The organism is Bradyrhizobium sp. (genome assembly GCF_017881085.1).
Lineage (GTDB): Bacteria > Pseudomonadota > Alphaproteobacteria > Rhizobiales > Xanthobacteraceae > Bradyrhizobium.
This window is the reverse complement of the sequence record NZ_JADGRI010000047.1, coordinates 1-22,462: the sequence shown is the minus strand read 5'-3', so window position 1 is coordinate 22,462 and position 22,462 is coordinate 1. Positions and strand designations below refer to the sequence as shown.

Sequence of the window (22,462 nt, the reverse complement as noted above, 5' to 3'; positions counted from 1 at the left end):
CGCTCTCCGCCGGACAATTCGGTGACGCGGCGCTCGCTGAACTCCATGACATCGGCCGCCCGCATCGCGCGCAGCACGGCTTCCGCATCTTTCGCCGTCAATCGCGCCGGGTCGGTCGCGCCATGCGGGTAGCGGCCGAGCGCGACAATATCGCGCGCCGGCAGCGGCCAGTGCACGAGGTGGCCCTGCGGCAGATAGGCAAAGCGGCGGGCGCGTTCGCGCAACGAGAGCGACGACAAGTCGTCGCCGCGGACACGAATGACGCCGTCCGAGGGCACCAGTCCCGCCAGCGCGCGCAGCAGCGTGGTCTTGCCCGCGCCGTTCGGTCCCACCAGCGCCACCAGATGGCCAGCCGACAGCGCCAGCGAGATATCGTGCAGCACGAGGCGGCCGGCCAATGTCACGTTCACGTCGCGTGCGGTAACGAGGGCAACGTCGGTCATGCGACGCCTCCCGAAAGCGCGCGGCGTTCGCGCATGATCAGATAGAGGAAGAACGGCACGCCGATGATCGAGGTCAGCACGCCGACCTTGATATCGGAGGTCGACGGGATCATGCGCACCGCGATATCGGCCGCCAGCAGCAGCGCGCTGCCGGTCAGCGCGCTGGGAATCAGCAGCCGCGCCGGATCGTGGCCGATCAGGGGCCGCATCAGATGCGGGGCCACCAAACCGATAAAACCGATGCTGCCGGACACGGCGACCGCGCCGCCGACGCCGAGCGCAACGCCCGATATCACCATCAGCCGCAGCCGGCCGACATCGACGCCGAGGCTTTGCGCGGTTTCCTCGCCAAGACTGAGCGCGCGAAAGGCGTGGCGCTGGCTCAGAAGAAGGACCGCGCCCGCGACCATGAACGGCAGCGCCAGCATGACGTGGTGGAAGCTGCGGTCCTCCAGCGAGCCGAGCAGCCAGAACGCGATTTCTAGCACGACGAAGGGATTGCTGGACAAATTCATCACCAATGCAGTCGCGGCCCCCGCAAGGCTCGAGATCGCAAGGCCGGCCAGAATCAGAATCAGAAGGCCGGCGTTGCGGCCCGCGATCGCGAGCAGCGCGAAAACCGAGGCGAAGGCGGCGGCGATCGCCATCACCGGAAGCGCGTAGGAGCGCACATCGGCAAGGCCGAACGCGATCACCAGCACCGCACCGAACGCGGCCGATTGCGGCGCGCCGAACAATTCGGGTGACGCCAGGGGATTGCGCAGCAAGCCCTGCATGGCCGCGCCCGACAGCCCGAGCATCGCGCCGATCGCAAAGCCGAGAATGGTGCGCGGCAGCCGGATTTGTTGCACGATCACCTGCTGCACGTCGCTGCCGCCGCCGAACAGGGCATCGATCACGGCCGAAGGCGACAGCCGCACCGGCCCGACCCCGAGCGAGAGCAGCACCAGCAGCACCACGAGGACGACGAGCGCCGCCGTCACGCCGGCGCGCCGTCGCGCCGCGATGTCAGCCGTCGCCATGACGTTCTGAATGCTCATCAATCGTCCTCGAGCGGCAACCTCGTCGCCTTGGGCCCAATGCTCATACAATGATTGAGGTCGGGCACAAGCGGCCCTGGCGAACAAAATGCGTACCGCGGCGTTCGAAGCCTCGCGGCCAAACGATGGCATTGACTCTTCACCCGGCAAACTTCTAGATATTCGCGACGGTTCCCCAGCTTGGGGATCAAAAGGGAATGCGGTGCGGGGAAATATCCCCAATGCCGCGGCTGCCCCCGCAACTGTAAGCGGCGAATCTTTCGTCATATGCCACTGGGAATCTCGGTCCTGGGAAGGCGACGAAGGGTAACGACCCGCGAGCCAGGAGACCTGCCGTCAGCCGTGGTCACACGCGAAGATGTCGGTCGGGGAGTACAGACATTAGCTTCACCTGCGGTGCGAAAGCCCATGGTGAGACTTCGTTCGCTGTGACGTGCCACTGACGTCATACCGAGGTCCAACCATGTCTTCCATCCGCAAAGCCGCAGCGCGGCGTCGCACCTATCTGCTGGCTTCAACTGTTCTTGTTCCCATCCTCTCTCTGAGTATTGCCGCCGCCAAAGCGCAGCAATCGGCGTCGCCGAACCTGCTGCCGACCATCGAGGTCCAGGCGCCCGCCGATCAAAGCAGAACCCGTTCGGAGCCCGCACCAGAGCAGCCTTCCGCATCTCGCCGCGCCGTCCCTGCCGGGCAGCAAACCTCCACCGATGCAAAGCCACAGGCTACGCCGGGCAAGGAGACGGCCCTCGTGGTCAGCCCGACCGCGACGGAGACGCCGGTCGATCAGATCGCGAGTTCGGTCACGGTGATCACCGCCAAGGATATGGAACGCGACCAGCGGCGCACCGCGCCCGACGCGCTCGCCACCGTGCCGGGCCTCAATGTCGTTCAAAGCGGCGGTCCGGGCGGCCTGACCTCGGTGTTCATGCGCGGCACCAACTCGAATCACACCAAGATCCTGATCGACGGCATCGATGTCAGCGACCCCAGCAATCCGAATCGCTCGTTCGACCTCGGCCAGCTGTTGACGTCGGACATCCAGCAGATCGAGGTATTGCGGGGGCCGCAAAGCGGGCTCTATGGCGCCGACGCGCTCGGCGGCGTGATCTCGATCATCACCAAGAAGGGCGAAGGCCCTCCCCGTGCGACCGCAACGATCGAAGGCGGCTCGTTCGGCACGTTCAACCAAAATTTAGGTCTGAGCGGGGCGCAGGACCGGATCAACTACGCCTTCAACGTCGCGCACTTCCGCGCCACCGACGTTCCGGTGACGCCGCTGGAACTACTGCCGCCCGGTCAAAAAGCGATCGGCAACAATTACGACAACATGACGTATTCGACCAAGCTCGGCGCCGAGGTCAGTGAAAATCTGACCCTGAACGCGGTGGCACGCTACACCGACGCCACCCTGCACTTCACCGGCGATACATTCGACCCGGTGACGTTTGCGAGCTTTCCGGCCGCGGCGCAGAGCACGCAAATCGTGCATCAGCTCTTCACGCGCGAAGAAGCCGTCTGGTCGGTGCTCGACGGCCGCATCAAGAACTATTTCGGCGTCAACTACACCAACAACTGGAACTACAACATCTCACCGGGCGACGTGGCGCCGACGATCACGACCGGCGACCGGCTGAAATACGACTGGCATACCGTCACCCGGCTCGCGCCATACCACACCGTCATCATCGGCGCGGAGCATGAGACCGAGACGTTGCAGACATCCACGGTGTCGGCGCAAAACGTCAACAAGGCAGCCTATGTCGAATTGCAATCGCAGTTCGCAAACCGCCTGTTCCTGGTCGAGAACGTCAGACAGGACGACAACGACCGCTTTGGCGAGCATCCGACCTTCCGGCTCGCTCCGGCGCTGATCGTTCCGTTCACGGAAACCAAGCTCAAGGGAAGCTATGGCACCGGCTTCAAGGCGCCGACGTTGAACCAGCTTTTCGTCAGCTTTCCGGCGTTCTTCTTTTTCGCCAACCCGAACCTGAAGCCCGAGGAAAGCGTCGGCTATGACGCGGGCTTCGAGCAGCCCCTGTTCAACGACCGGATCCGTTTCGGGTCGACCTATTTCCACAACGACATCACCAACCTGATCCAGAGCGTGGTCGATCCCGCGACGTTCAGCAGCACCAACGTCAACGTCGGAAGGGCGACGACGGAAGGCACCGAGAACTTCGTGGCCGCCGGCATCACCGACCGCATTCGGGTTCGCGCGGACTACACCTTTACGCGCAGCGTCGATGCGATGACGGGGCTGGAACTGTTGCGCCGGCCCAAGGAGAAATGGAGCGCCAATGTCATCTGGAATCCGATCGATCCGCTGACATTGTCGGCAACCGTGCTGCACACTGGCAGCTTCATCGACGCCAATCGCGATTTCAGCATCCCGCGTCTGCTGGCGCCGGGCTACACCGTTGTCAATGTGGCGGCCGACTACGCCGTGACCGATCAGTTCAAGGTTTTCGGCCGCGTCGATAACCTGTTCAACGTCCACTACCAGAATCCGACCGGCTTTCTGCAGCCGGGTCTCGGAGTATATGGCGGCATCCGCGTTGCCAGCTATGGCGTGAAGTAGCGCCGGCGTTTGCTATTGGATTTCCGGCCGCCTGCGTTCAAGCGGCCGATGATTCAGCGCCGACACCCGCGCAATTGGGCGCGGCTGCTCAGTCCAGCTTCCGAAACGCGCCGGCTGGCCCTTGCCACTCGAACCGGTCGGGATGGAGCAGATGGGCCAGAAGCTCCGTTCCCTCAACGACCCGCGGTCCCGGACGCGCGAAATAGGAGTTCGCGTCCACCGCATAGACGCGGCCGTTGCGCACCGCCGGCAGATCGGCCCAGCCGGGGTAGCTGGTCAGCATTCGCGCCTGATCGGCAGCCTTTTCCAGGCCAAAGCCGCAGGGCATGACGATCAAGACCTCAGGCTTCCACTGCAGAACGTCTTCCCAGCGGACTCGAACGGAATCGCTCCCCTCGCGACCAAGCTGGTCGCTGCCGCCGGCGATGCGAACCATTTCCGGAACCCAATGGCCGCAGCAATAGACGGGATCCATCCATTCCATGCAAAAGACTCGCGGCCTCGACGACGCCGTGCGCGCCGTCGCCTCGACCTTCTCGAGCCGGGCCCTGCCGTCCGCGATCAATGTTTCCGCCGTCTCGAGGCGGCCCGTCGCGGCGCCGAGCTCGCGCAGATTGTCGAAGATCTGTTCGAGGCATTTCGGCGTGAGCCACAGGATCTGAGGATTGGAGGGAAGCACCTTCAACAGCTGCGAGACTTCGTTTCCCGAGGGTGCACAGACCTGGCAGAGGTCTTGCGTGACAATGAGATCGGGCCCGATTTGGCGCATCAAGGTCTCGTCCACCCGATAGAGACTCAAGCCATCGCGCAATCTTTGCGTCACGGCCACGTCTATTTCCGACTGACTCATGCTTTCGATCGGAAGCACGTTGCGGACAACGACGGGCTTGCTTGCGATCTCCGGCGGGTAGTCGCATTCATGGGTCACGCCCATCAGCCGGTCGCCCAGACCAAGCGCGCATACCATTTCGGTGGCCGAGGGAAGGAACGAGACGATGCGCCGGGTCTCGGCCGCGGCCATCTGACTGGAAGAACCATCAGAGGCGGTTTGAAGCATTTTTGTCCCCATCTGTTTCTTTAGACCGGCAAATCGCAGCCCAAATAACATCATGACGGAGGCTACAATGTACTCTGGGATCTACACGGCAGCCAACGGCTGTCTCACCGCCCCCCGCGTTTTCTAATAGCCGAATTACTGGCAGGCAGGCGCGACGAGAAGGTTCGGATCAGCCGGTCTCGCCGTCCAGTACCCCCGTTGATTGAAGCCCGCATTGGCTGTCGTCGGAGCGCATATGTAGCTTGTCTTGCCAATGCAAAGAGGCGAACCAATGGAGTAGATGAGGCTTTCATATATGCAGTAGTTGCCGATCCCGGACGGCAGATCGGTCGGCGGTATTGCCGGCGGGACAAAGGGCGGCGGCTGATTTTGTGCCCCGGCCGCCTGCGCGGAAATCAAAAACGCCAGGATCGTGATGAAGCGTAGCATTGATTCCTTCCGCTCAAGGTAACGTAGCGCCAAACCTGTCATCGTAGCGTGACGGGTAACTTTGACATTTCGAGAACAAGAAATAATCGACCCTCCCGGAAGTTTGGGCCGAAAAGGTTGGGCGGGCCACCAGCCACGGTCGGCGCGACCGATTTTTCTCTTGGCATCGCCCTGGCGAGCCTTCGGAAACCAGACCTCGCCGCGTTCGCTTTCGCGGGTGGGCGGGAACAGTTCCCGCCGATCCCCCTTGCTATCGATGAGGCCTAAAGCTCTGGTGATGCAGCACTTTCCGCTCTTCACCACAATGGCAAATTCGGACTGAAAAGGACCCTTTTCCATCCGATTCCGGCCGAAAGATGCGGCTTTATCGCTCCGGGGCGTGGTATGATGAATCATTGACCGGTCGCCGCCCATGGATGCGCGCCCGTAAGTATTGAGGCAATCGATGAATGACGAACCGAAAAGCCCGGCCGAACTGAAAGAGATCAGGCTGAACCGAAAAATCGCCCAGGAGGCCGAAGGCATCAAGGCGATGGCGGATATCGCGGCAGCCGATATCGCGATCCGTAAACGGACGGCCGACCTGCGCGCGCAGCGCCTGGCGAGAGAAGCCGCCGACCGCGACAAACCGCCGGAGCCCAAAGTCAAGGCCAAAGCCAAGCCCAAGAAGAAAACGACGCAGAAGAAGACGACTTAAATGACCAAACAGGACCGCAACCGAGCCGATGCGCGCTTCAACAAGACGAACCTGGCGAAGGCCGGCAAGTCCGAGCAGGAGGTCGCCGCAAAAGCCGTGCTCGACAACATGGCAAGGCTGAAGGCCTTGCGGCTCGCGCGCGAAGCCGCCGAGCCTCCGCTCCCTCCTGCCGTGAAAAAGGCGCGCGCCAAATCGCCGAAGAAGTCGGGCGAAAAGGCTCCGGCGCTGTCGGATTGGTTGGCGGGCCAGCAAAGCGGCGGCCGCCGGACTTAAGGCTCTTTATTATTTGGGCATGACCCCTTCGGAAAACCTCCGGGTCCGGGTCAGCTCTATGCCGGCACCGGCCATTGCACCATCGACCGCGTCTTGGTCGCGGCGTCGTAAACCTGCACCTGAAGCATCGGAAATTTGTTTTTCAGGGCCATGCCCGCTTCTTCGGCAGCTTCGACCGTGTCGTGGTGCGACTTGAAGTGGCCATCCACCACCAGCGAATAACCTGTGGTCGGCGCCTTGTCGGCGCGAATGACCTTGCGCGGCGTCTGTTCTTCCAATTCGATCTTCGGCTTCTTCATATTGGTTCCCAGATCATGACCGATTGAATCGGGTCACGATCTCTTCTCCTTGTTTACGCATGATCCTCGGAAGACCGGTTTCCACTTTTCCAAATCATGCTCGGGTTACGCCTCCCTTTACACCGAATGTGCGAAAAAGGCAGGAAAGATTTTCCGGCTGCGGGTAATATGTCCGTCAAAGGCGGTGAGATTGAGGTCGTTGCATTATGCGACGGTGCGTCGCCGCGCAAGACTTCGATCTATCGGATCAGGGGAAAACCATGGGTGGAGTCCGCAAGCAGAGTAAACCTCCCGGCAAGGACAACGACAAGCCGAGAAAACCGTCGCCAAAGCCGGCCGAGGATGACGACTATGAAGATGGCGACATCGCTACGCCGAAGCGCGATCGCTCCGGTGAAGACGACGAACCGTTATAGGATTTTCTAGCGGAAATCCTCGCTCTCGATCAGCCGGATGCTTGCGGGATCGAGCAGATGCGCACCCCAGCCGCCGCGCGCCAGGCCGAGCGCCGATTTCGGCGCAGCCAGCAGTGCGAGCGCGAGCATCGCCAGCGGTACGGCGCTGATCCAGTCCTGCCGCACCGGGGTCAATTCCTCGGTGCTGCCGGAATATGGACCGGTACCGGCAAGCAAACGCCAGCACTCGCGCAAGATTTCGCGACGCGTTCCGCCCCGCGATGCACATCCGAGCAGCGCCTGCATGGCGAGATGGGTGCGGATATCAACGCGGCTTTCGCCCGCCGCCGCCGGCGTTTCGCCCAATGACACCTGAAGCAGCAGGCCGACCAGATCGAGGCCGGCAAGCCAGGCGCTCATCGGCTCGACCAGGCGCGGATTGCAATCGATGAGAAGCGGCGTGGCGTCGTCGCCGGGCAGGATATAATCGACCGACAGCGCGCCGTGCCAGGCGAGTTTCTCGCCGATCGTGGCGAACAGCCCACGCACTTGCGGCCGGCTGACGCTGCGCTTGATCGCCTCCCCACCGCCGACGCCGGCGGCGATTTGCCGATAGGCGTGAAATCCAACGAGCTTGCCGCGGCAAAACACGGCCTGCGCCTTCTCGGTCGCGCCCGTGACAAATTCCTGCACCAGCACCTCGTCAGCGAACGCGCCGCTCGCGTTCAACTCGCGCAGCGCAGCTTCCAGATCGCCTTCGTTGCGCACGAACCAGATGCCGCGGCTGGCGGTGCCGACGGAGGCTTTGACGACAGAAGGAAATGTTATGGCGGCGCGCAGCTCACTTTCCGATTTCAGGATTCGCGTCGCCGGCTGCGGCAAACCCAATTCGTTCAGCAGCCGGCTGAATCCAGTCTTGCTGTGCACGCTGCGGTAACTTTCGAAACCCGGCAGCGCAAGGCCGACGCGATCCGCCAACCGCTGCTGCACGCGCGCAAACAGGAATCCCTGCTCGTGGATCGGCAGCAGCACGTCGAAATGCCGCGCGGCCAGCAATTTCTCCGCAAAGGCGAGAAACCCGGCGGGGTCGTCCCGCAGTCCCGGGCAGCGATGAAATTTCCGGACGAAGCGCGAGAATCGCGCGAAGCAATAGCGCGAGGGATCGCAGACCTCGACGAGATGCCCCGACAGACCCAGGATCGTGACCGCCTCCCGCGCCGACGTGCTGTTTCCTTCGGAAACCAGCACCCGGAGCGGTCTTGCAGATTGCGCGGAATCGGCCATGCCGGATCATTCCCGCCTCCGCAGCCAAAAGTCTCTCAATTTTTAACGGCTCAAATCCCGCTCCGGCACCCTTCGCAGGGGCTGCCATGCAGCGGTATTCATGGACAAATAACCGCCAGCCGGTAATTTCGGCGGGCCCTGCCGGGCCGTTGGAATGAACGGGGTCTTATCCAAGAGATGGTCGACGTCTTAGCCGCACCGCAACAAGCAAAATCGGACACCGCGCTGCGCACGCTGGTGCTGATTTCGATCGCGCACTGGGTCAGCCATTTCCATATGCTGGTAGTGCCGATGCTGTTTCCGTTTTTGAAGGCCCAGCTCGGCGTCGGCTATATCGAGCTCGGCTTCGCGCTGACCGTCTTCGCCGTGGTCTCCGGCCTGACCCAGGCGCCGATGGGCTATCTCGCCGATCATATCGGCGCCCGCAAGATCCTCTTGATCGGCCTCGCGGTCGGCGGCTTCGCGCTGATCATGCTCGGCATGCACCTGAGCTATTCATGGCTGATCGCCAGCGCGGTGCTGCTCGGGCTTGCCAACAGCGTCTATCATCCGGCCGATTACGCGATCCTGGCGGCCCACATGGATGAAGCGCGGATGGGCCGCGCCTTTTCGATCCACACCTTTGCCGGATTCCTCGGCGGCGCGGTCGCGCCCGCCGTCGTCGCCGCGCTGGTCACCGTGAGCGGCGGCGTCGGCGCGCTGATCGTGGCCGGCGCCATCGGGCCGCTGGTGGCGCTGCTGCTGATCGTCGCCGACGTGCCCGACGCCAGTGCGGCCGATCGCAGGGTCGACGGCGAGCATCCGCCGAAGCAGAACATCATCACGCCAGCCCTGATCGTGCTGACGGTCTTCTTCACGCTGCTCAGCCTGTCCAACGCCGGCATCGGCAATTTCGGCGTGGTGGCGCTGATGAGCGGCTATGGCGCGTCGTTCTCGTCGGCCAATATCGCGCTGACGGCTTTTCTCGGCTTTAGCGCCGTGGGCGTGCTGGCGGGCGGCTTTCTCGCCGACCGCACCCGGCGCCACGGCCAGGTCGCCGCCGCCTGCTTTGCGATCAATGCGGTCATCGTGTTGGCGATTGCCGGCCTCAATCTGCCGTCGCCGCTGTTGACCGCGGCGATGGCGATGGCCGGGTTCCTCGGCGGCGTGATCGCGCCCTCGCGCGATATGCTGGTCCGCGATGCAGCGCCACCGGGCGCGGCGGGGCGGGCCTTCGGCATCGTCTCCACCGGGTTCAATCTCGGCGGCATCGTCAGCCCGTTGTTGTTCGGCTGGATCATGGACCAGGGCGCGCCGCATTGGGTGTTCGGCGCCTCGGTCGTGTTCATGGTGCTCACGGTGCTGCTCGCGCTGGTTACCGACCGCAGCCCGCAAGGCGGTTCCGAAGCCCCGGAGGCGAGGGTTTTGCAGCCCTGAGCCTCACCCACGGCGGTTGACAGCATCGTGTGACAACTCATGATGCGGCAACAAAGCAAAACCCGGGGATGAACGCCATGACCTCCAATCCAGACCTTGTGATCCGCGGCGGCACCGTCGCCGACGGTTTTGGCGGCGAACTGTTCGAGGCGGACGTGGCGATCACGGGCGGCCGCATCACCGAAGTCGGCAAGGTCGCTGGCAAGGGCAAGGAAGAGATCGACGCCAAGGGCAAGCTGGTCACGCCGGGCTTCGTCGACGTTCACACCCATTATGACGGCCAGGTCACCTGGAGCCACGAGATCACGCCCTCGTCGCAGAACGGCGTCACGACGGCGATCATGGGCAATTGCGGGGTCGGCTTCGCGCCCTGCCGTCCATCGGATCATCAGCGGCTGATCCAGTTGATGGAAGGCGTCGAGGATATTCCCGAGCCGGTGCTGAGCGCCGGCATTCCCTGGGCCTGGGAAAGCTTTCCGGACTACATGGACTGGCTGTCACAGCGCAGTTTCGACGTCGATATCGGCGCGCAGCTGCCGCATGCGGCGCTGCGGGTCTATGTGATGGGCGAGCGCGGCGCGCGACGCGATCCCTCCACCGCCGAGGACAACAAGGCCATGGCGGCGCTGGCGGGCGAAGCGGTCCGCGCCGGCGCGCTGGGGTTTTCCACCTCGCGCACCCTGAACCATCGCACCTCGACCGGCGATTTTACGCCGACCTTGAAGGCCGGCGAGGATGAGTTGACCGCGATCGCCGGCGCGATGCACGGCGTCGGCCGCAGCGTGCTGCAATTCGTGCTCGATCTCTCGACCCTGCATGAAGACCTGCCGATGATGCTGCGGGTAGCGGAAAACACCAGATGCCCGATCTCGTTCTCGATCACGCAGAACGACAAGGCGCCGCGGCGCTGGCGTCAGACACTGGACAGTATCGGCGAGGCTTCCGCCCGCGGCCTGTCGATCACCGCGCAAATCGCCGCGCGCCCGGTCGGGCTGCTGCTCGGACTGGAACTGTCGCGGAATCCGTTCCAGACCCATCCCAGCTACCGGGCGATCGCGAACCTGCCGCTGGCCGAGCGGCTGAAGCGGCTGCACCAGCCTGAAGTGCGCGCGGCGATCCTGAGCGAGACGCCGACCGCGACCGACGATCCGCTGTTCTTTCGGCCGAACTACGACAAGATGTATCTGCTCGGCGATCCCCCGGACTACGAACAGCCGCCGGAAAACGCGCTGGGCGCGCAGGCCCGCCGCCAGGGGCGGCAGCCGGAAGAACTGGCCTATGACGCGATGCTCTCGGACGAGGGCCGCGGCATGCTGTATGTGCCGTTTCTCAACTACGCCGACGGCAATCTCGATGCCACGCGGGAAATGCTGACCGATCCGCATTCGGTGCCTGGATTGAGCGACGGCGGCGCGCATTGCGGCATCATCTGCGATGCGAGCTTCCCGACCTATCTGCTGACGCACTGGACGCGCGACCGCAAGCGCGGCGAGAAACTCTCGATCCCCTTCGTGGTGGCGGCGCAGTCGCGCAAGACCGCTCTGTCGGTCGGCCTCTCCGATCGCGGCGTGATCGCGCCCGGCTACAAGGCCGACGTCAACGTCATCGACTACGATCGGCTGCACCTGCATCCGCCGAAGGTGCATTACGACTTGCCGGTCGGCGGCCGCCGTCTGCTGCAGCAGGTGGACGGCTACGACGCCACCATCGTCTCCGGCGTGGTGACGCAGCGCGGCGGGTCGGCCACCGGCGCGCGCCCGGGCCGGCTGGTGCGCGGCGCGCGGGACGGCCTGCGAAGCATCGAAGCCGCGGCTTCATAGCCTCACCGACGATCTGTTGTTGTCGCCGGCAACGACAAACCTGCGATATTCACTCGTCACGCGAACTTCGGCTGCGGCTGCTCTTGCGCCATCAGGCGCGCGCGCTCGGTGTTGGGCCACAGCAGCAGCAGGCCGAGCAGGCCGGATGCGGCCATGATGACGGCGTTGATGGTGAAGCCGGTCATGTAGCCCTCGAGCAGCCCGCCCGCGTGCTGGATCACGCTGCCCATCACCGAGGGCGCCAGAATGCCGGCCAGCGTGTAGATCGCGCCGTAGATCGAGATCACGGCGCCGCGCTGCGACACCGGCGTGAATTCGCTCAGCATCGGCGGACAGACCACATAGATCGATCCGCAAAGCCCCGATCCGACCACCAGAAGCGCGATCTGCACTCCGGCGCCATCGACATGCGGCATGGCCGCGAGGAACAGGCCGCCGACGACCAAGGGCACCGAACCGAGCACGCCGCGCGCGCCGCGGGTGGAGAAACCGCGCGCCATCATCACCTGCGAAATCCACCCGGTCAGCAGCACGATGGTGGCGCCGAACACCCAGGGCAGGACCGAAATGAAGCCAGCTTGCTGTTGCGAGAAGCCGAGGCCCTTGACGATGAAGGGCGTGAACCAGGTCAGGCCGAGCGACAGCGCCCAGTAGGCGCCGAAGGTCGCCGCGCAGCAACCGATGAAGGTGCGCGAGGTCAGCAGCTGCAAATAGGGAATACGAAGTTCGGCCTTGGCCATCGCGGCGGTCTGAACCAGCGGCCCTTCCCTGCCCACGACCAGCCACGCCGCCACCCACATCAGGCCGACGACACCGAGCGCGCCGAAGGCATAGTGCCAGCTGTGATTGACGATCACCCAGTTCAGCGCCGGCACCGCGATGATCACGCCGAAGGCGGAGCCCTGCGACAGGATCGCGGTGGGCAACGTCCGCTTCTCGTCGGGGAACCATTTGTAGATCGCATGGACCGCCACCGAGAACGCCGGGCCTTCGCCGGCGCCGAGTATCACGCGGCAGATCAGAAGCGTGGTGAAGCTGACCGTGCCCACCATTGGAAACTGCGCCAGCGCCCAGATCGCCGCGAGTGCCAGCAGCACCCAGCGGGTGGCGATGCGGTTGACGATGAAGCCGACCACGACGGCCGAGACCGAAAACAGGAAGAAGAAAGAGGAGCCGAGCAGACCGAACTGTTCCGGTTCCAGTTTCAGCTCGGTCATGATCGGCACGCCGGCGAGGCCCACCACGATCTTGTCCGCGAAATTGACCAGCATGAACAGAAACAGCAGAAACGTGATTTTCCAGGCGCCCTTGGGCGTCGGTTGCGCGGCCATGATCTCTCCCCGATTTATCGTCGTCGGCCTGTTGATCGGCCGCGGCCAATGCTACCCGTGGGGTGTCGGGCAATGCAACCGAACATTTTCAGGCGGCTCCCGGTGCGCCGCAGCAGGGCCACCTGTCCAGATGGCGCCCCGGGGCTCTTCGGCCGGCCTCCTGCAACCGGATCACGATCGTGTCGCAACGCGATTGAGACCGTGATCTCTCGGTCCGGCCTTGCTATGTTGCGGGACAAATTGCCAGGGGATTTTCATGCAGAGAACGATCCAATGCCGTGCGAGCGCGATCGGCTTGCTCGTTTCGCTTTCGATGCTCGCGGGATGGGGCCCGGCGGCGGCCGAGGACACCAAGGCACCGGACTATGCGGCCATCGTGGCGGCACCTGATCGTAGCGACGCCGATCGGCAAACCGATCTGCGCCGTCAACCCGCCAAAATGCTCGCCTTCACCGGCGCGCGAAGCGGAATGAAGGTGCTGGATATGGGGGCCGGCGCCGGCTACAGCACGGAGCTTTTGGCGCGCGCCGTCGGCCCTGATGGTAAGGTCTACGCGCAGGAATCGGCCGCGGTCATGGAACGGGTAAAGGACAAGTTCGATATTCGCGCCCAGAATCCGGCCATGAAGAACGTCGTGCACCTGATCCGGAACTACGACGATCCCTTGCCGCCCGAGGTCAGCGGGCTCGACCTGATCACTTTCTTCTTCGCCTATCACGACGTGACCTATATGCCGGCCGATCGCGCCGAGATGAACAGGAAGATGTTTGCAGGCTTGAGGCCCGGCGGCTTCCTCGTCATTGCCGACCACTCCGCGCGGGCGGGCGATGGCACGGGCGTGGCGAAGACGCTGCACCGCATCGAGGAGAGCACGCTGCGCAAGGAGATCGAGGCCGCCGGGTTCAAGCTCGCGGCCGAAGCCGATTTCCTGCGTTACCCCGAGGATCCGCGCGACGCGGCGGTGTTCAAGCCGCAGGTGCCGGTCGACGAATTCGTGCTGAAATATCAAAAGCCGCTGTGAGATTTCGCGCCCGCTTCGCATTTCAACCGGCAAACCCATCGTGCTGAGCGTCCGCAGCCTCGCAAAAACCTATCGCTCCGCCGGCGAAGACGTCGTGGTGCTGCGTGGCGTCAACCTCGATATCACGGCGGGCGAGCGCGTGGCGCTGACCGGAGAATCCGGCAGCGGCAAGAGCACGCTGTTGCACCTGATCGCCGGCCTCGATCGCCCCGACGGCGGCGAGATCAGGCTGGCCAACATCGCCGTTTCCGATCTCAGCGACGCCGGGCGGGCGGAGCTGCGCCGGGACCGCCTGGGACTGGTGTTCCAGCAATTCAACCTGATCCCGAGCCTGAGCGTCGGGGACAATCTGAAATTCCAGTCGCGCATCGCCGGCCGTCACGATGCCGCCTGGCATGCCGAGTTGGTGGAACGCCTCGGGCTCGGCGCCCTGCTAAAACGCTATCCCGAACAATTATCCGGCGGCCAGCAGCAGCGGGTCGCGATCGGCCGCGCGCTCGCGGTAAAGCCGCTGCTGCTGCTCGCCGACGAGCCCACCGGAAACCTCGACGAGGCGACCGCGGACGACGTTCTGGCGCTGACGCGCGACCTCGTGACCCGAACCGGCTGCGGCTTCCTGATGGTGACGCACTCGGCGAGACTCGCCGCCACGCTGGACCGCCAGATCCATCTCCATGCGGGCCTGATCGCATGAGCCGCATCCTCTGGATTCTCGCGGTGCTGTTGAGTCACTGGCGGCGGCATCCCATGCAGCTTGCGACCCTGCTGATCGGGCTGATTTCCGCGACCGCCTTGTGGAGCGGCGTGCAGGCGCTGAACGCGCAGGCCCGCGACAGTTACGACCGCGCCGCCGCCACCTTCGGCGGCGCGCGAACCGCTGTCCTGGTTGCGCGCAACGGCGGAACCTTCCCGCAAAAGCTCTTCGCCGAACTGCGCCGCGCCGGCTGGCCGGTATCTCCCGTGCTCGAAGGCCGCGTTCAGATCGACGGACGCTCGTTCCGGTTGTTGGGCATCGAACCCATCACCATCCCGGTGGAAGTCGGCAATGCGCCGGCGATCGGCCGGGCCGGACTGCAAGCTTTCCTGACGCCGCCGGGCGAGACGCTGGTCGCGCCGGACGCGCTGACCGATCTCAATCTGCCGGAAGGCGCGACACCTCCGACGAGCGACGGCACATCGCTGCCGCCGTTGCGCGCGCAGGCGCAACTGGTACCGGGCGTGCTGGTGGTCGATATCGGCATGGCGCAGCGGCTGCTCAACCGGCCGGACCAGATTTCCCGGCTCCTGATCGGCAAGACAACCGGCAAGCGCGCGCCGCTGGAAGGCGTCGCGGGCGACCAGCTCCGCCTGGTGCAGCCGGATGCGGAGAGCGATCTCGAACGCCTCACCGACAGCTTTCACCTGAACCTCACCGCGTTCGGGCTGCTATCATTCGTCGTCGGGCTATTCATCGTCAACTCGGCGATTGGGCTGGCGTTCGAGCAGCGGCTGCCGATGCTGCGGACCTTGCGCGCCTGCGGCGTGTCCGCGCGCATGCTGAACGCGGTGCTGGTGGTGGAACTGGTGTCGCTGGCGCTGGTCGCGGGCCTCGTCGGCCTGGTCTGCGGCTATTTGATCGCGGCGGCGTTGTTGCCGGATGTCGCGGCCTCGTTGCGCGGCCTCTACGGCGCGCAGATTCCCGGCCAGCTGACGCTGAAGCCGGAGTGGTGGCTCGCCGGCATCGTCATCTCCATCGCCGGCGCGCTGGCGGCAGCGACCACGAGCCTTGCGAAAGCAATCCGCCTTCCGATCCTGGCGGCGGCGCAACCCTATGCCTGGCAACAGGCGCAGCACCGCTGGCTGATCCTGCAGAGCGCGCTGGCGCTCGCCGTGCTCGCCGCCGCCGGGCTGATCCTGTGGTACGGCGAGTCGCTCGTTTCGGGATTTGCCGTGCTGGCCGCCTTGCTGCTTGGCGCGGCCCTGATCCTGCCCGCGATCCTCGAGCGCGTGCTTTCGTTCGGCCAGCGGCAGGCCGATGGCGCGCTCGCGGGCTGGTTCTGGGCCGACAGCCGTCAGCAGCTGTCGGGATTGTCGCTGGCCTTGATGGCGCTATTGCTCGCGCTCGCGGTCAATGTCGGCGTCGGCACCATGGTGGAAACCTTCAGCCGGACGTTTGTCACCTGGCTGGACGGGCGGCTGGCGGCGGACGTCTATGTCAACGCCTCCGACGCCGCGCAGGCCACGGAAATCAAGGCGTGGCTCCGCGAGCGGCCCGAAGTCGCCGCAGTCCTGCCCGGCGGCCGGGCCGAGGTGCAGATCGCGGGAGCCCCGATCGAGATCCTGGGCATGGCGGATCACGCCACCTATCGCGATCACTGGCCGCTGCTCGAATCGACCGCCAACGCCTGGAAAAGACTGCGCCCCGGCGACGCCGGCCTGATCAGCGAGCAACTGGCCCGGCGCTTGAAGCTCGGGATCGGCGACAGCGTCGAGGTCACCGCGGCAGGCGGAAACTGGGCGCTCGAAATCGTCGGCATCTACGCCGATTACGGCAATCCGAAGGGCCAGATCGCCGTCAATATCGCGGCGTTCACCCGCCGCTTCCCCGATGTGCCGCTGACGCGGATGGGCCTGCGTGTCTGGCCCGCGGCAGTGCCGGCCCTGATCTCGGCGCTGCAGGAGAAATTCGGTCTCGACGGCCGCAACCTGATGGATCAGGTCACGCTGAAAGCCGAGTCGACGCGGATCTTCAACAAGACCTTTGCGGTGACGGCGGCGTTGAACGCTTTCACGCTCGGGGTCGCCGGCATCGCGCTGCTGACGAGCCTGCTGACCCTGAGCAATTCCCGCCTGCCGCAGCTCGCGCCCTTATGGGCCATCGGCATCACACGGAAACGGCTGGCGGCGATCGAGCTGCTCAAGACGCTGTCGGTGGCGCTGATTACCACCCTGCTGGCGCTGCCGCTGGGATTATTGGTGGCGTGGTGCCTGATCGCGGTGGTGAACGTGAAGGCGTTCGGATGGCGGCTGCCGTTCCATGTCTTCCCGCTGCAATTGCTGCAGTTGCTGGGCGTGGCGATGGCGGCTTCGCTGCTGGCCGCCCTGCTTCCAGTGATAAAGCTGGCGCGCATGCAGCCGGCGCGCCTGATCAAGATTTTCGCCGATGAGCGATAGTTTCTCGATAACACGCCGCGCCCTGCTCGGCGGCGCCGTTGTTCTCGGGCTCGGCCGCAACGGCGCGCGCGCGCAGGGCTTTGCCGGGCTCGGCACGGACGCCCTGGGATTCGCACCCGTCGTTCCCGGCAAGGTTTTTTCGTTTCCGGCCGATCACGGTCCGCATCCGGACTATCGCATCGAGTGGTGGTACCTGACAGCGAATCTTAGGAGCTCGACCGGCGCCGCCTTCGGCGTGCAGTGGACGTTGTTTCGGCAGGCGGCGCGGCCGGGTACGCAGGGCGAAGGCTGGGCCAATCAGCAGCTATGGATGGGTCATGCCGCCGTCACCCGCGCCGACACCCACCGAACGAGCGAAAAATTCGCCCGCGGCGGGGTTGGACAAGCCGGCGTTGAGGCAAAGCCGTTTCAAGCCTGGATCGATGCCTGGCAAATGCGGGGCCTTGATGGCCTGCGCGACGACGCCATCGCGCCGCTCGAACTTGCCGCGGAGGCTGCGGATTTTTCCTACACGCTGCGGCTCGATGCCGACGGGCCGCTGGTGCTGCAGGGGGACGCCGGCTACAGCCGGAAATCGGAGCGCGAGCAGGCCTCCTACTATTACAGCCAGCCGTTCTTCAGGGCGGCGGGCCGCATCGCCATCGACGGCAAGCCCGTCGAGGTCACCGGCCTCGCCTGGATGGACAGGGAATGGAGCAGCCAGCCGCTGGCGTCGGATCAAACCGGCTGGGACTGGCTGTCGCTGCATTTCAATTCAGGCGAGAAACTGATGCTGTACCGGATGCGCCAGACGGACGGCAACAATTATGCTTCCGCCAACTGGATATTGCCTGATGGCAAGGGCCGGCAGATCGCATCGGCCGACATCACGATGACGCCGAAAGGGTTCACCGAGATCGGTGAGCGCAAAATCCCGACCACATGGGACATCGTGATTGCCCCGCTGGCGCTGAGGATCTCCTGCGTCCCGCTGAATCCGAAAAGCTGGATGGGAACGAGCTTTGCCTATTGGGAGGGGCCGATCAGTTTTGGCGGCAGCCACACTGGCGTTGGATATCTGGAACTGACAGGCTATTGAAAGACGAGGACGTCATTCCGGGATGCGCGCAAGCGCAGACCCGGAATCTCGAGATTCCGGGTTCGCTCGCTTCGCGACCGCCCAGGAATGATGGCTGCTATCAAAAGGGAATTCCAAAAAATGCTTCATTTCACCGCACTCGTCACCTGTCTCGCCATCGCGCTGTATTTCTTCACGTCGATTCAGGTGTCTAAGGCGCGGCAGGCGTTCGGCATCAAGGCGCCCGCGATCACCGGTAATCCTGACTTCGAACGGGTGTTTCGCGTGCAGATGAACACGCTGGAATGGATGCCGATTTTCCTGCCTTCGCTCTGGCTGTTTGCGATCTACATCAGCGATCCCATTGCCGCCATCATCGGCGTCGTCTGGATCGCCGGTCGCATCCTCTATATGACCGGCTATTCGCAGGCCGCCGACAAACGCGGGCGGGGTTTTGGCATTCAGGCGATGGCCGCCATTATTCTCTGGCTCGGCGCGCTGGGCGCCATCGTCTGGCGCCTCATTCACGCATGACCACTAGATAAAGGCGACGGCGACGCTTCTTGCCTTGCGCCGAATGACGCCGCAGCGCCGAGCCCGATCCGGCTCGATCAAGAGATCAAACTCAATCGGAAGCTTGTCCGGCTGCGCAACTTCGAGCACTGCTTCGGCATCCGATAGGTTCCGAACCATGCAACCGGTGCTGCTACGGCTCTCGAGCAACTCTATTCGTGCTGGCTTGCGCACAACCGGTCCGCAGCCACTGGACTTTCCGTTCATTGCGATCACCCCCATGAGCGGCTCAAGCATGAAGGATCAGGCAATTCCGGCCGGTTAATTTTGCAGCACGTAAGACTCCGGCGCTCAGATACAAGTGGCGACTCGCTTGCACGATTTGCGCCCGCCATTCCGTACTTTTGCGGACATTTTCCTTCGGTTGTATCCGGTCATCAAGGACACCCTCACCGGGCTCGGCAAGTCGCCGCAAATGATGCAGAGCTTTGGGCAAAGCGCCGAGCCCAGCGAGCCTGCCTCGCTTTCGCCTCATGCGCGGGCCGGTTTCCCGACCCGCGCCGGCGAGCTTCCGCGCCCCATTTCGTTCCTGTACTGTCGCAGCCTGCTGCGGCAAGCAATAACGACGCCAGGGGAGAACCAACCAGATGGCCCGCCTGCCCTATCTCGAGGCCGACCAGGTCGCGCCCGAATATCGCGACATGCTCAAGCGCAACACCAATCTGCACAAGCTCTTGGTCAACTCGCCCGACATGGCGCGCGCCTTCAACGGCGTCGGCGGCTACATCCGCTTCAAGAGCAAGCTCGACCCCCGCTTGCGGGAGCTCGCGATCCTGCAGGTCGGCTGGATGGAGAAGTCGGAATATGAATTCACCCATCATGTGAAGATCGGCAAGGAGTTCGGTGTCACCGACGCCGATATCGCGGCGCTGATGGCGGAGACCGAGGGCAAGCCGTCTCAGCTCGAGCCGCTGGCGAAAGCGATTCTGAAAGGCGCTCGCGAGATGGTGCGCGAACTCGCGATGTCGGAGGCCACCTTCGCCGACATCAAAAAGGAGCTCTCCGACGAGCACATGACCGACCTCGTGCTCACCATCGCCTTCTATTGCGCGGTGGTCCGCGTGCTCGCCACCATGAAGATAGACAACGAGCCCTATTACAAAGAGGTACTGCAACAGTACCCGATTCCGGGAGTGAACTGACATGCGCTTGAAAGATCGCGTCGCCATCGTCGTCGGCGCCGGCCAGAGTCCTGGCGAGGGCATCGGCAACGGCCGCGCCACCGCGCTGACCTTCGCGCGGGAGGGCGCTCGCGTACTGTGCGTGGATCATCATCTCGATTCGGCCCAGGAAACCGTCGACATGATCGGCGGCAAGGGCCGCGCCGCGGCGGCCTTCAAGGCCGACGTCACCCAAAATGCCGAGCTCAAGGCCATGGTGGACGATGCAAAGGCCCGCTGGGGCCGCATCGACATCCTGCACAACAATGTCGGCGTCAGCCTTTCGGGCGGCGACGCCGAGCTGCTCGACTTCACCGAGGAAGCGCTCGAGCGCTGCGTGGCGATCAACCTCAAGAGCTGCATCTTCGCCGCCAAGCACGTGATCCCGATCATGCGCCAGCAGCAAAGCGGCGCCATCATCAACATCTCGTCGATGGCGGCCATCACCACCTACCCGTACGTCGCCTACAAGGCGACCAAAGCGGCGATGATCGCTTTCACCGAGCAGCTCGCCTACCAGAACGCCGAATACGGTATCCGCGCCAACGTCATCCTGCCCGGCCTGATGAACACGCCGATGGCGGTCGACACCCGCGCCCGCGAATTCAGGAAGAGCCGCGCCGAGGTCGAGGCCGAGCGCGACGCCAAGGTGCCGCTGCGCCGGAAGATGGGCACCGGCTGGGACGTCGCCAACGCCGCGCTGTTCCTGGCTTCCGACGAAGCCAACTTCATCACCGGCGTGACGCTGCCGGTCGACGGCGGCGCCAGCGTGCGGCGGGGCTAGCCGGAAAGGCGGCGACACGCCCTTGCGTTTTCGAGCGAAGTGGATACCGGTTCGCGTGACGAAAACACGTCAAAAAAGATATAGGCGATCAGGGCGTCCGCAACGGCGGCGCGCTGGTCTCGTCTTTTTCGCGAACCGTGCGCAGTTCGTACCAGAGCGCGTTGAGAACGCCGACGGTGGCCGCAAGTCCGAGGCCGAGGATCCAGGAAAAATACCACATCGTTCTGTCTCCGCTCAGTAGGCCGAAGATCCGGCTTGCGAGATCGTCGTCGCGCTGACCTTGCCCCACAGCACCTTGTAGACCCAGGCGGTATAGGCGAGCACGATCGGCAGGAAGATCACGGTTGCGATCAGCATGTTGCGAAGCGTCGCATGGCTCGACGAGGCGTCGAACACGGCGAGCGAATCGTTCGGATTGGTGCTCGACGGCAGGATGATCGGAAACATCGACAGCCCCACGGTGGCGATGATGCAGGCGATCCCGAGCTTGGAGGCGAGGAAGGTCAGGCCGGACCGGCGGGCGCCAAAGCCTGCCGCGGCCAGCAGCGGCGCGACGATGCCGAGCAGCGGCACGATCGCAAGCCAGGGCGTGGCGCGGAAATTTTGCAGCCATGCCGCCGAATTGACCGCGACAGTCTTGCCGAGCGGATTGGACGGGCCATCCCACACGATCGGGCTCGTCACCTGATAGCCGCCGAACGCGCCGAGCCAGATCAGGATGCCGCCGCCTGCGAACAGGGTCGCGGTGATCAGCGCCGCTTTTGATCCGAACGCCGCGGCGCGCTCGGCCACCGGGCCTTCAGCCTTGAAGCAGAGCCATGCCGCGCCGTGCATCACCAGCATCGAAAGCGACACCAGCCCGCAATAAAGCGCCAGCGGGTTGAGCAGGCCGAACAGATTGCCTTCGTAGATCGGCCGCAGATCGTCGGTGAAATGGAATGGCACGCCCTTGAGCGCGTTGCCGACAGCGACCCCGAAGATCAACGCCGGAACGGCCCCCCCGACGAACAGCGCCCAATCCCAGTTTCGGCGCCAGGCAATACCCTCGCGCTTGGACCGGTATTTGAAGCCGACCGGACGCAGGATCAGCGCGAACAGCACCAGGAACATCGCGAGGTAGAAGCCGGAAAAGCTCAGCGCGTACAGCGCGGGCCACGCCGCGAAGATCGCCCCGCCGCCCAGGATGAACCAGACCTGATTGCCTTCCCAGACCGGACCGACGGTGTTGATGGCGACGCGCCGCTCGGTGTCGGTTTTGGCAACGAAGGGCAACAGCGCGCCGACCCCCATGTCGAAGCCGTCCATGACGGCAAAGCCGATGAGCAGGACGCCCAGCAACACCCACCAGATCAGGCGCAGCGTGGTGTAATCGAAAATAAGTTGGATCATGATGGTATTTCCTGACCAGGCCTTGAGAGGATCACTCGGCCGGCGCGATGGCGCCGGCACCGGTTGTTGCTGCGAACTGACCGAACGAGCCCATGTCGCCCACTGCGTCAGGGCCCTTCTTGATGGCCTGCAGCATCAGCCTGCATTCGATGACGGCGAGCACGCCATAGACCGCCGTGAAGCCGATGATGGTCAGCACCAGATTGTAGACGCCGAGCTCCGAGGTCGCGAGGAAGGTCGGCAGCACGCCGTCGATGATCCAG

24 protein-coding genes and 1 riboswitch are annotated in these 22,462 nt (G+C 64.2%); of the genes, 13 read left to right on the top strand and 11 right to left on the bottom strand.

All coding sequences use genetic code 11. The annotated features are described in order from the left end of the window. Together QZ213_RS07050 and QZ213_RS07045 are read right to left on the bottom strand one after the other, a co-directional pair. A partial coding sequence (locus QZ213_RS07050) for an ABC transporter ATP-binding protein (protein ID WP_291685348.1) occupies positions 1-443 on the bottom strand: 443 nt, incomplete at its 3' end. Then, entirely contained in the window at positions 440-1,483 is a 1,044-nt protein-coding gene (locus QZ213_RS07045) for an iron ABC transporter permease (protein WP_291685347.1), read from the bottom strand. The genes QZ213_RS07045 and QZ213_RS07050, both read right to left, overlap by 4 nt. Before the next feature lie 151 nt (positions 1,484-1,634). Further along, positions 1,635-1,836: riboswitch (cobalamin riboswitch) on the top strand. Positions 1,837-1,946: 110 nt separating this feature from the next. Here QZ213_RS07045 and QZ213_RS07040 point away from each other — a divergent pair. Continuing rightward, positions 1,947-4,061: a TonB-dependent receptor gene (locus tag QZ213_RS07040; protein ID WP_291685346.1), complete on the top strand. Its 2,115-nt coding sequence runs from the start codon at positions 1,947-1,949 to the stop codon at positions 4,059-4,061. Between the two features lie 88 nt (positions 4,062-4,149). On the opposite strand, the gene QZ213_RS07035 is transcribed toward QZ213_RS07040, so the two are convergent. Both QZ213_RS07035 and QZ213_RS07030 read right to left on the bottom strand, forming a co-directional pair. Beyond that, the gene (locus QZ213_RS07035) at positions 4,150-5,118 is read right to left on the bottom strand and encodes a cobalamin-binding protein (RefSeq protein WP_291685345.1); all 969 of its coding nucleotides are present in this window, start codon (positions 5,116-5,118) and stop codon (positions 4,150-4,152) included. 135 nt (positions 5,119-5,253) lie between these two features. Then, entirely contained in the window at positions 5,254-5,943 is a 690-nt protein-coding gene (locus QZ213_RS07030; protein WP_291685344.1) for a hypothetical protein, read from the bottom strand. A gap of 49 nt (positions 5,944-5,992) precedes the next feature. On the opposite strand from QZ213_RS07030, the gene QZ213_RS07025 reads away from it, so the two are divergent. After that, the gene (locus QZ213_RS07025; RefSeq protein ID WP_291685343.1) at positions 5,993-6,244 is read left to right on the top strand and encodes a transcriptional regulator; all 252 of its coding nucleotides are present in this window, start codon (positions 5,993-5,995) and stop codon (positions 6,242-6,244) included. Continuing rightward, positions 6,245-6,517, top strand: coding sequence for a hypothetical protein (locus QZ213_RS07020; RefSeq protein WP_291685342.1), 273 nt, complete (start codon positions 6,245-6,247; stop codon positions 6,515-6,517). 56 nt (positions 6,518-6,573) lie between these two features. Here QZ213_RS07020 and QZ213_RS07015 read toward each other — a convergent pair whose 3' ends face one another. Beyond that, on the bottom strand, positions 6,574-6,816 hold the full coding sequence (locus QZ213_RS07015) for a hypothetical protein (RefSeq protein WP_291685341.1): 243 nt from the start codon (positions 6,814-6,816) through the stop codon (positions 6,574-6,576). A gap of 260 nt (positions 6,817-7,076) precedes the next feature. Between QZ213_RS07015 and QZ213_RS07010 the strand changes: the two genes are divergently transcribed. Then, entirely contained in the window at positions 7,077-7,232 is a 156-nt protein-coding gene (locus QZ213_RS07010; RefSeq protein ID WP_291685340.1) for a hypothetical protein, read from the top strand. 6 nt (positions 7,233-7,238) lie between these two features. Here the strand turns inward: QZ213_RS07010 and QZ213_RS07005 are convergent, their stop codons facing one another. Then, positions 7,239-8,495 carry an ATP-grasp domain-containing protein gene (locus QZ213_RS07005; RefSeq protein ID WP_291685339.1) on the bottom strand — a complete coding sequence of 419 codons (1,257 nt, stop codon included), beginning with the start codon at positions 8,493-8,495 and terminating at the stop codon, positions 7,239-7,241. Between the two features lie 177 nt (positions 8,496-8,672). Between QZ213_RS07005 and QZ213_RS07000 the strand changes: the two genes are divergently transcribed. Then, positions 8,673-9,911, top strand: a complete 1,239-nt coding sequence (locus QZ213_RS07000; protein ID WP_291685338.1) for an MFS transporter — start codon at positions 8,673-8,675, stop codon at positions 9,909-9,911. A 77-nt stretch (positions 9,912-9,988) separates the two neighbouring features. Then, positions 9,989-11,731: an amidohydrolase family protein gene (locus QZ213_RS06995; protein ID WP_291685337.1), complete on the top strand. Its 1,743-nt coding sequence runs from the start codon at positions 9,989-9,991 to the stop codon at positions 11,729-11,731. 56 nt (positions 11,732-11,787) lie between these two features. On the opposite strand, the gene QZ213_RS06990 is transcribed toward QZ213_RS06995, so the two are convergent. Next, a complete protein-coding gene (locus QZ213_RS06990) occupies positions 11,788-13,062 on the bottom strand; it encodes an MFS transporter (protein ID WP_291685336.1) in 1,275 nt (424 codons plus the stop codon). Between the two features lie 256 nt (positions 13,063-13,318). On the opposite strand from QZ213_RS06990, the gene QZ213_RS06985 reads away from it, so the two are divergent. The 5 genes from QZ213_RS06985 (at position 13,319) to QZ213_RS06965 (ending at position 18,827) form a co-directional block, all read left to right on the top strand. Continuing rightward, entirely contained in the window at positions 13,319-14,083 is a 765-nt protein-coding gene (locus QZ213_RS06985; protein WP_291685335.1) for a methyltransferase domain-containing protein, read from the top strand. 40 nt (positions 14,084-14,123) lie between these two features. Continuing rightward, positions 14,124-14,777 carry an ABC transporter ATP-binding protein gene (locus tag QZ213_RS06980; RefSeq protein WP_291685334.1) on the top strand — a complete coding sequence of 218 codons (654 nt, stop codon included), beginning with the start codon at positions 14,124-14,126 and terminating at the stop codon, positions 14,775-14,777. Then, entirely contained in the window at positions 14,774-17,236 is a 2,463-nt protein-coding gene (locus QZ213_RS06975) for an ABC transporter permease (RefSeq protein WP_291685333.1), read from the top strand. The genes QZ213_RS06980 and QZ213_RS06975 overlap by 4 nt, the downstream gene beginning before the upstream one ends. Continuing rightward, positions 17,226-18,314 carry a lipocalin-like domain-containing protein gene (locus tag QZ213_RS06970; RefSeq protein WP_291685332.1) on the top strand — a complete coding sequence of 363 codons (1,089 nt, stop codon included), beginning with the start codon at positions 17,226-17,228 and terminating at the stop codon, positions 18,312-18,314. Before QZ213_RS06975 ends, QZ213_RS06970 begins: the two co-directional genes overlap by 11 nt. Before the next feature lie 120 nt (positions 18,315-18,434). Next, on the top strand, positions 18,435-18,827 hold the full coding sequence (locus QZ213_RS06965) for an MAPEG family protein (RefSeq protein ID WP_291685331.1): 393 nt from the start codon (positions 18,435-18,437) through the stop codon (positions 18,825-18,827). Positions 18,828-18,830: 3 nt separating this feature from the next. Here QZ213_RS06965 and QZ213_RS06960 read toward each other — a convergent pair whose 3' ends face one another. After that, positions 18,831-19,103, bottom strand: coding sequence for a hypothetical protein (locus tag QZ213_RS06960; RefSeq protein WP_291685330.1), 273 nt, complete (start codon positions 19,101-19,103; stop codon positions 18,831-18,833). Positions 19,104-19,453: 350 nt separating this feature from the next. On the opposite strand from QZ213_RS06960, the gene QZ213_RS06955 reads away from it, so the two are divergent. Next, entirely contained in the window at positions 19,454-20,008 is a 555-nt protein-coding gene (locus QZ213_RS06955) for a carboxymuconolactone decarboxylase family protein (RefSeq protein ID WP_291685329.1), read from the top strand. 1 nt (position 20,009) lies between these two features. After that, the gene (locus tag QZ213_RS06950; protein ID WP_291685328.1) at positions 20,010-20,810 is read left to right on the top strand and encodes an SDR family NAD(P)-dependent oxidoreductase; all 801 of its coding nucleotides are present in this window, start codon (positions 20,010-20,012) and stop codon (positions 20,808-20,810) included. An 88-nt stretch (positions 20,811-20,898) separates the two neighbouring features. Here the strand turns inward: QZ213_RS06950 and cydX are convergent, their stop codons facing one another. The 3 genes from cydX to QZ213_RS06935 form a co-directional block, all read right to left on the bottom strand. Next, positions 20,899-21,030 carry a cytochrome bd-I oxidase subunit CydX gene (gene cydX / locus QZ213_RS06945; protein ID WP_291685327.1) on the bottom strand — a complete coding sequence of 44 codons (132 nt, stop codon included), beginning with the start codon at positions 21,028-21,030 and terminating at the stop codon, positions 20,899-20,901. A gap of 14 nt (positions 21,031-21,044) precedes the next feature. After that, positions 21,045-22,202: a cytochrome d ubiquinol oxidase subunit II gene (gene cydB / locus QZ213_RS06940; protein ID WP_291685349.1), complete on the bottom strand. Its 1,158-nt coding sequence runs from the start codon at positions 22,200-22,202 to the stop codon at positions 21,045-21,047. Positions 22,203-22,230: 28 nt separating this feature from the next. Further along, on the bottom strand, positions 22,231-22,462 hold a 232-nt coding region (locus QZ213_RS06935; protein ID WP_291685326.1), incomplete at its 5' end, for a cytochrome ubiquinol oxidase subunit I.

Bases quoted from the DNA above. Each gene is read 5' to 3' on its own strand.
- QZ213_RS07045 (WP_291685347.1), bottom strand. From the start codon at position 1,483: ATGAGCATTCAGAACGTCATGGCGACGGCTGACATCGCGGCGCGACGG.
- QZ213_RS07040 (WP_291685346.1), top strand. From the start codon at position 1,947: ATGTCTTCCATCCGCAAAGCCGCAGCGCGGCGTCGCACCTATCTGCTG.
- QZ213_RS07035 (WP_291685345.1), bottom strand. From the start codon at position 5,118: ATGCTTCAAACCGCCTCTGATGGTTCTTCCAGTCAGATGGCCGCGGCC.
- QZ213_RS07030 (WP_291685344.1), bottom strand. From the start codon at position 5,943: ATGATTCATCATACCACGCCCCGGAGCGATAAAGCCGCATCTTTCGGC.
- QZ213_RS07025 (WP_291685343.1), top strand. From the start codon at position 5,993: ATGAATGACGAACCGAAAAGCCCGGCCGAACTGAAAGAGATCAGGCTG.
- QZ213_RS07020 (WP_291685342.1), top strand. From the start codon at position 6,245: ATGACCAAACAGGACCGCAACCGAGCCGATGCGCGCTTCAACAAGACG.
- QZ213_RS07015 (WP_291685341.1), bottom strand. From the start codon at position 6,816: ATGAAGAAGCCGAAGATCGAATTGGAAGAACAGACGCCGCGCAAGGTC.
- QZ213_RS07010 (WP_291685340.1), top strand. From the start codon at position 7,077: ATGGGTGGAGTCCGCAAGCAGAGTAAACCTCCCGGCAAGGACAACGAC.
- QZ213_RS07005 (WP_291685339.1), bottom strand. From the start codon at position 8,495: ATGGCCGATTCCGCGCAATCTGCAAGACCGCTCCGGGTGCTGGTTTCC.
- QZ213_RS07000 (WP_291685338.1), top strand. From the start codon at position 8,673: ATGGTCGACGTCTTAGCCGCACCGCAACAAGCAAAATCGGACACCGCG.
- QZ213_RS06995 (WP_291685337.1), top strand. From the start codon at position 9,989: ATGACCTCCAATCCAGACCTTGTGATCCGCGGCGGCACCGTCGCCGAC.
- QZ213_RS06990 (WP_291685336.1), bottom strand. From the start codon at position 13,062: ATGGCCGCGCAACCGACGCCCAAGGGCGCCTGGAAAATCACGTTTCTG.
- QZ213_RS06985 (WP_291685335.1), top strand. From the start codon at position 13,319: ATGCAGAGAACGATCCAATGCCGTGCGAGCGCGATCGGCTTGCTCGTT.
- QZ213_RS06975 (WP_291685333.1), top strand. From the start codon at position 14,774: ATGAGCCGCATCCTCTGGATTCTCGCGGTGCTGTTGAGTCACTGGCGG.
- QZ213_RS06970 (WP_291685332.1), top strand. From the start codon at position 17,226: ATGAGCGATAGTTTCTCGATAACACGCCGCGCCCTGCTCGGCGGCGCC.
- QZ213_RS06965 (WP_291685331.1), top strand. From the start codon at position 18,435: ATGCTTCATTTCACCGCACTCGTCACCTGTCTCGCCATCGCGCTGTAT.
- QZ213_RS06960 (WP_291685330.1), bottom strand. From the start codon at position 19,103: ATGCTTGAGCCGCTCATGGGGGTGATCGCAATGAACGGAAAGTCCAGT.
- QZ213_RS06955 (WP_291685329.1), top strand. From the start codon at position 19,454: ATGGCCCGCCTGCCCTATCTCGAGGCCGACCAGGTCGCGCCCGAATAT.
- QZ213_RS06950 (WP_291685328.1), top strand. From the start codon at position 20,010: ATGCGCTTGAAAGATCGCGTCGCCATCGTCGTCGGCGCCGGCCAGAGT.
- cydX (WP_291685327.1), bottom strand. From the start codon at position 21,030: ATGTGGTATTTTTCCTGGATCCTCGGCCTCGGACTTGCGGCCACCGTC.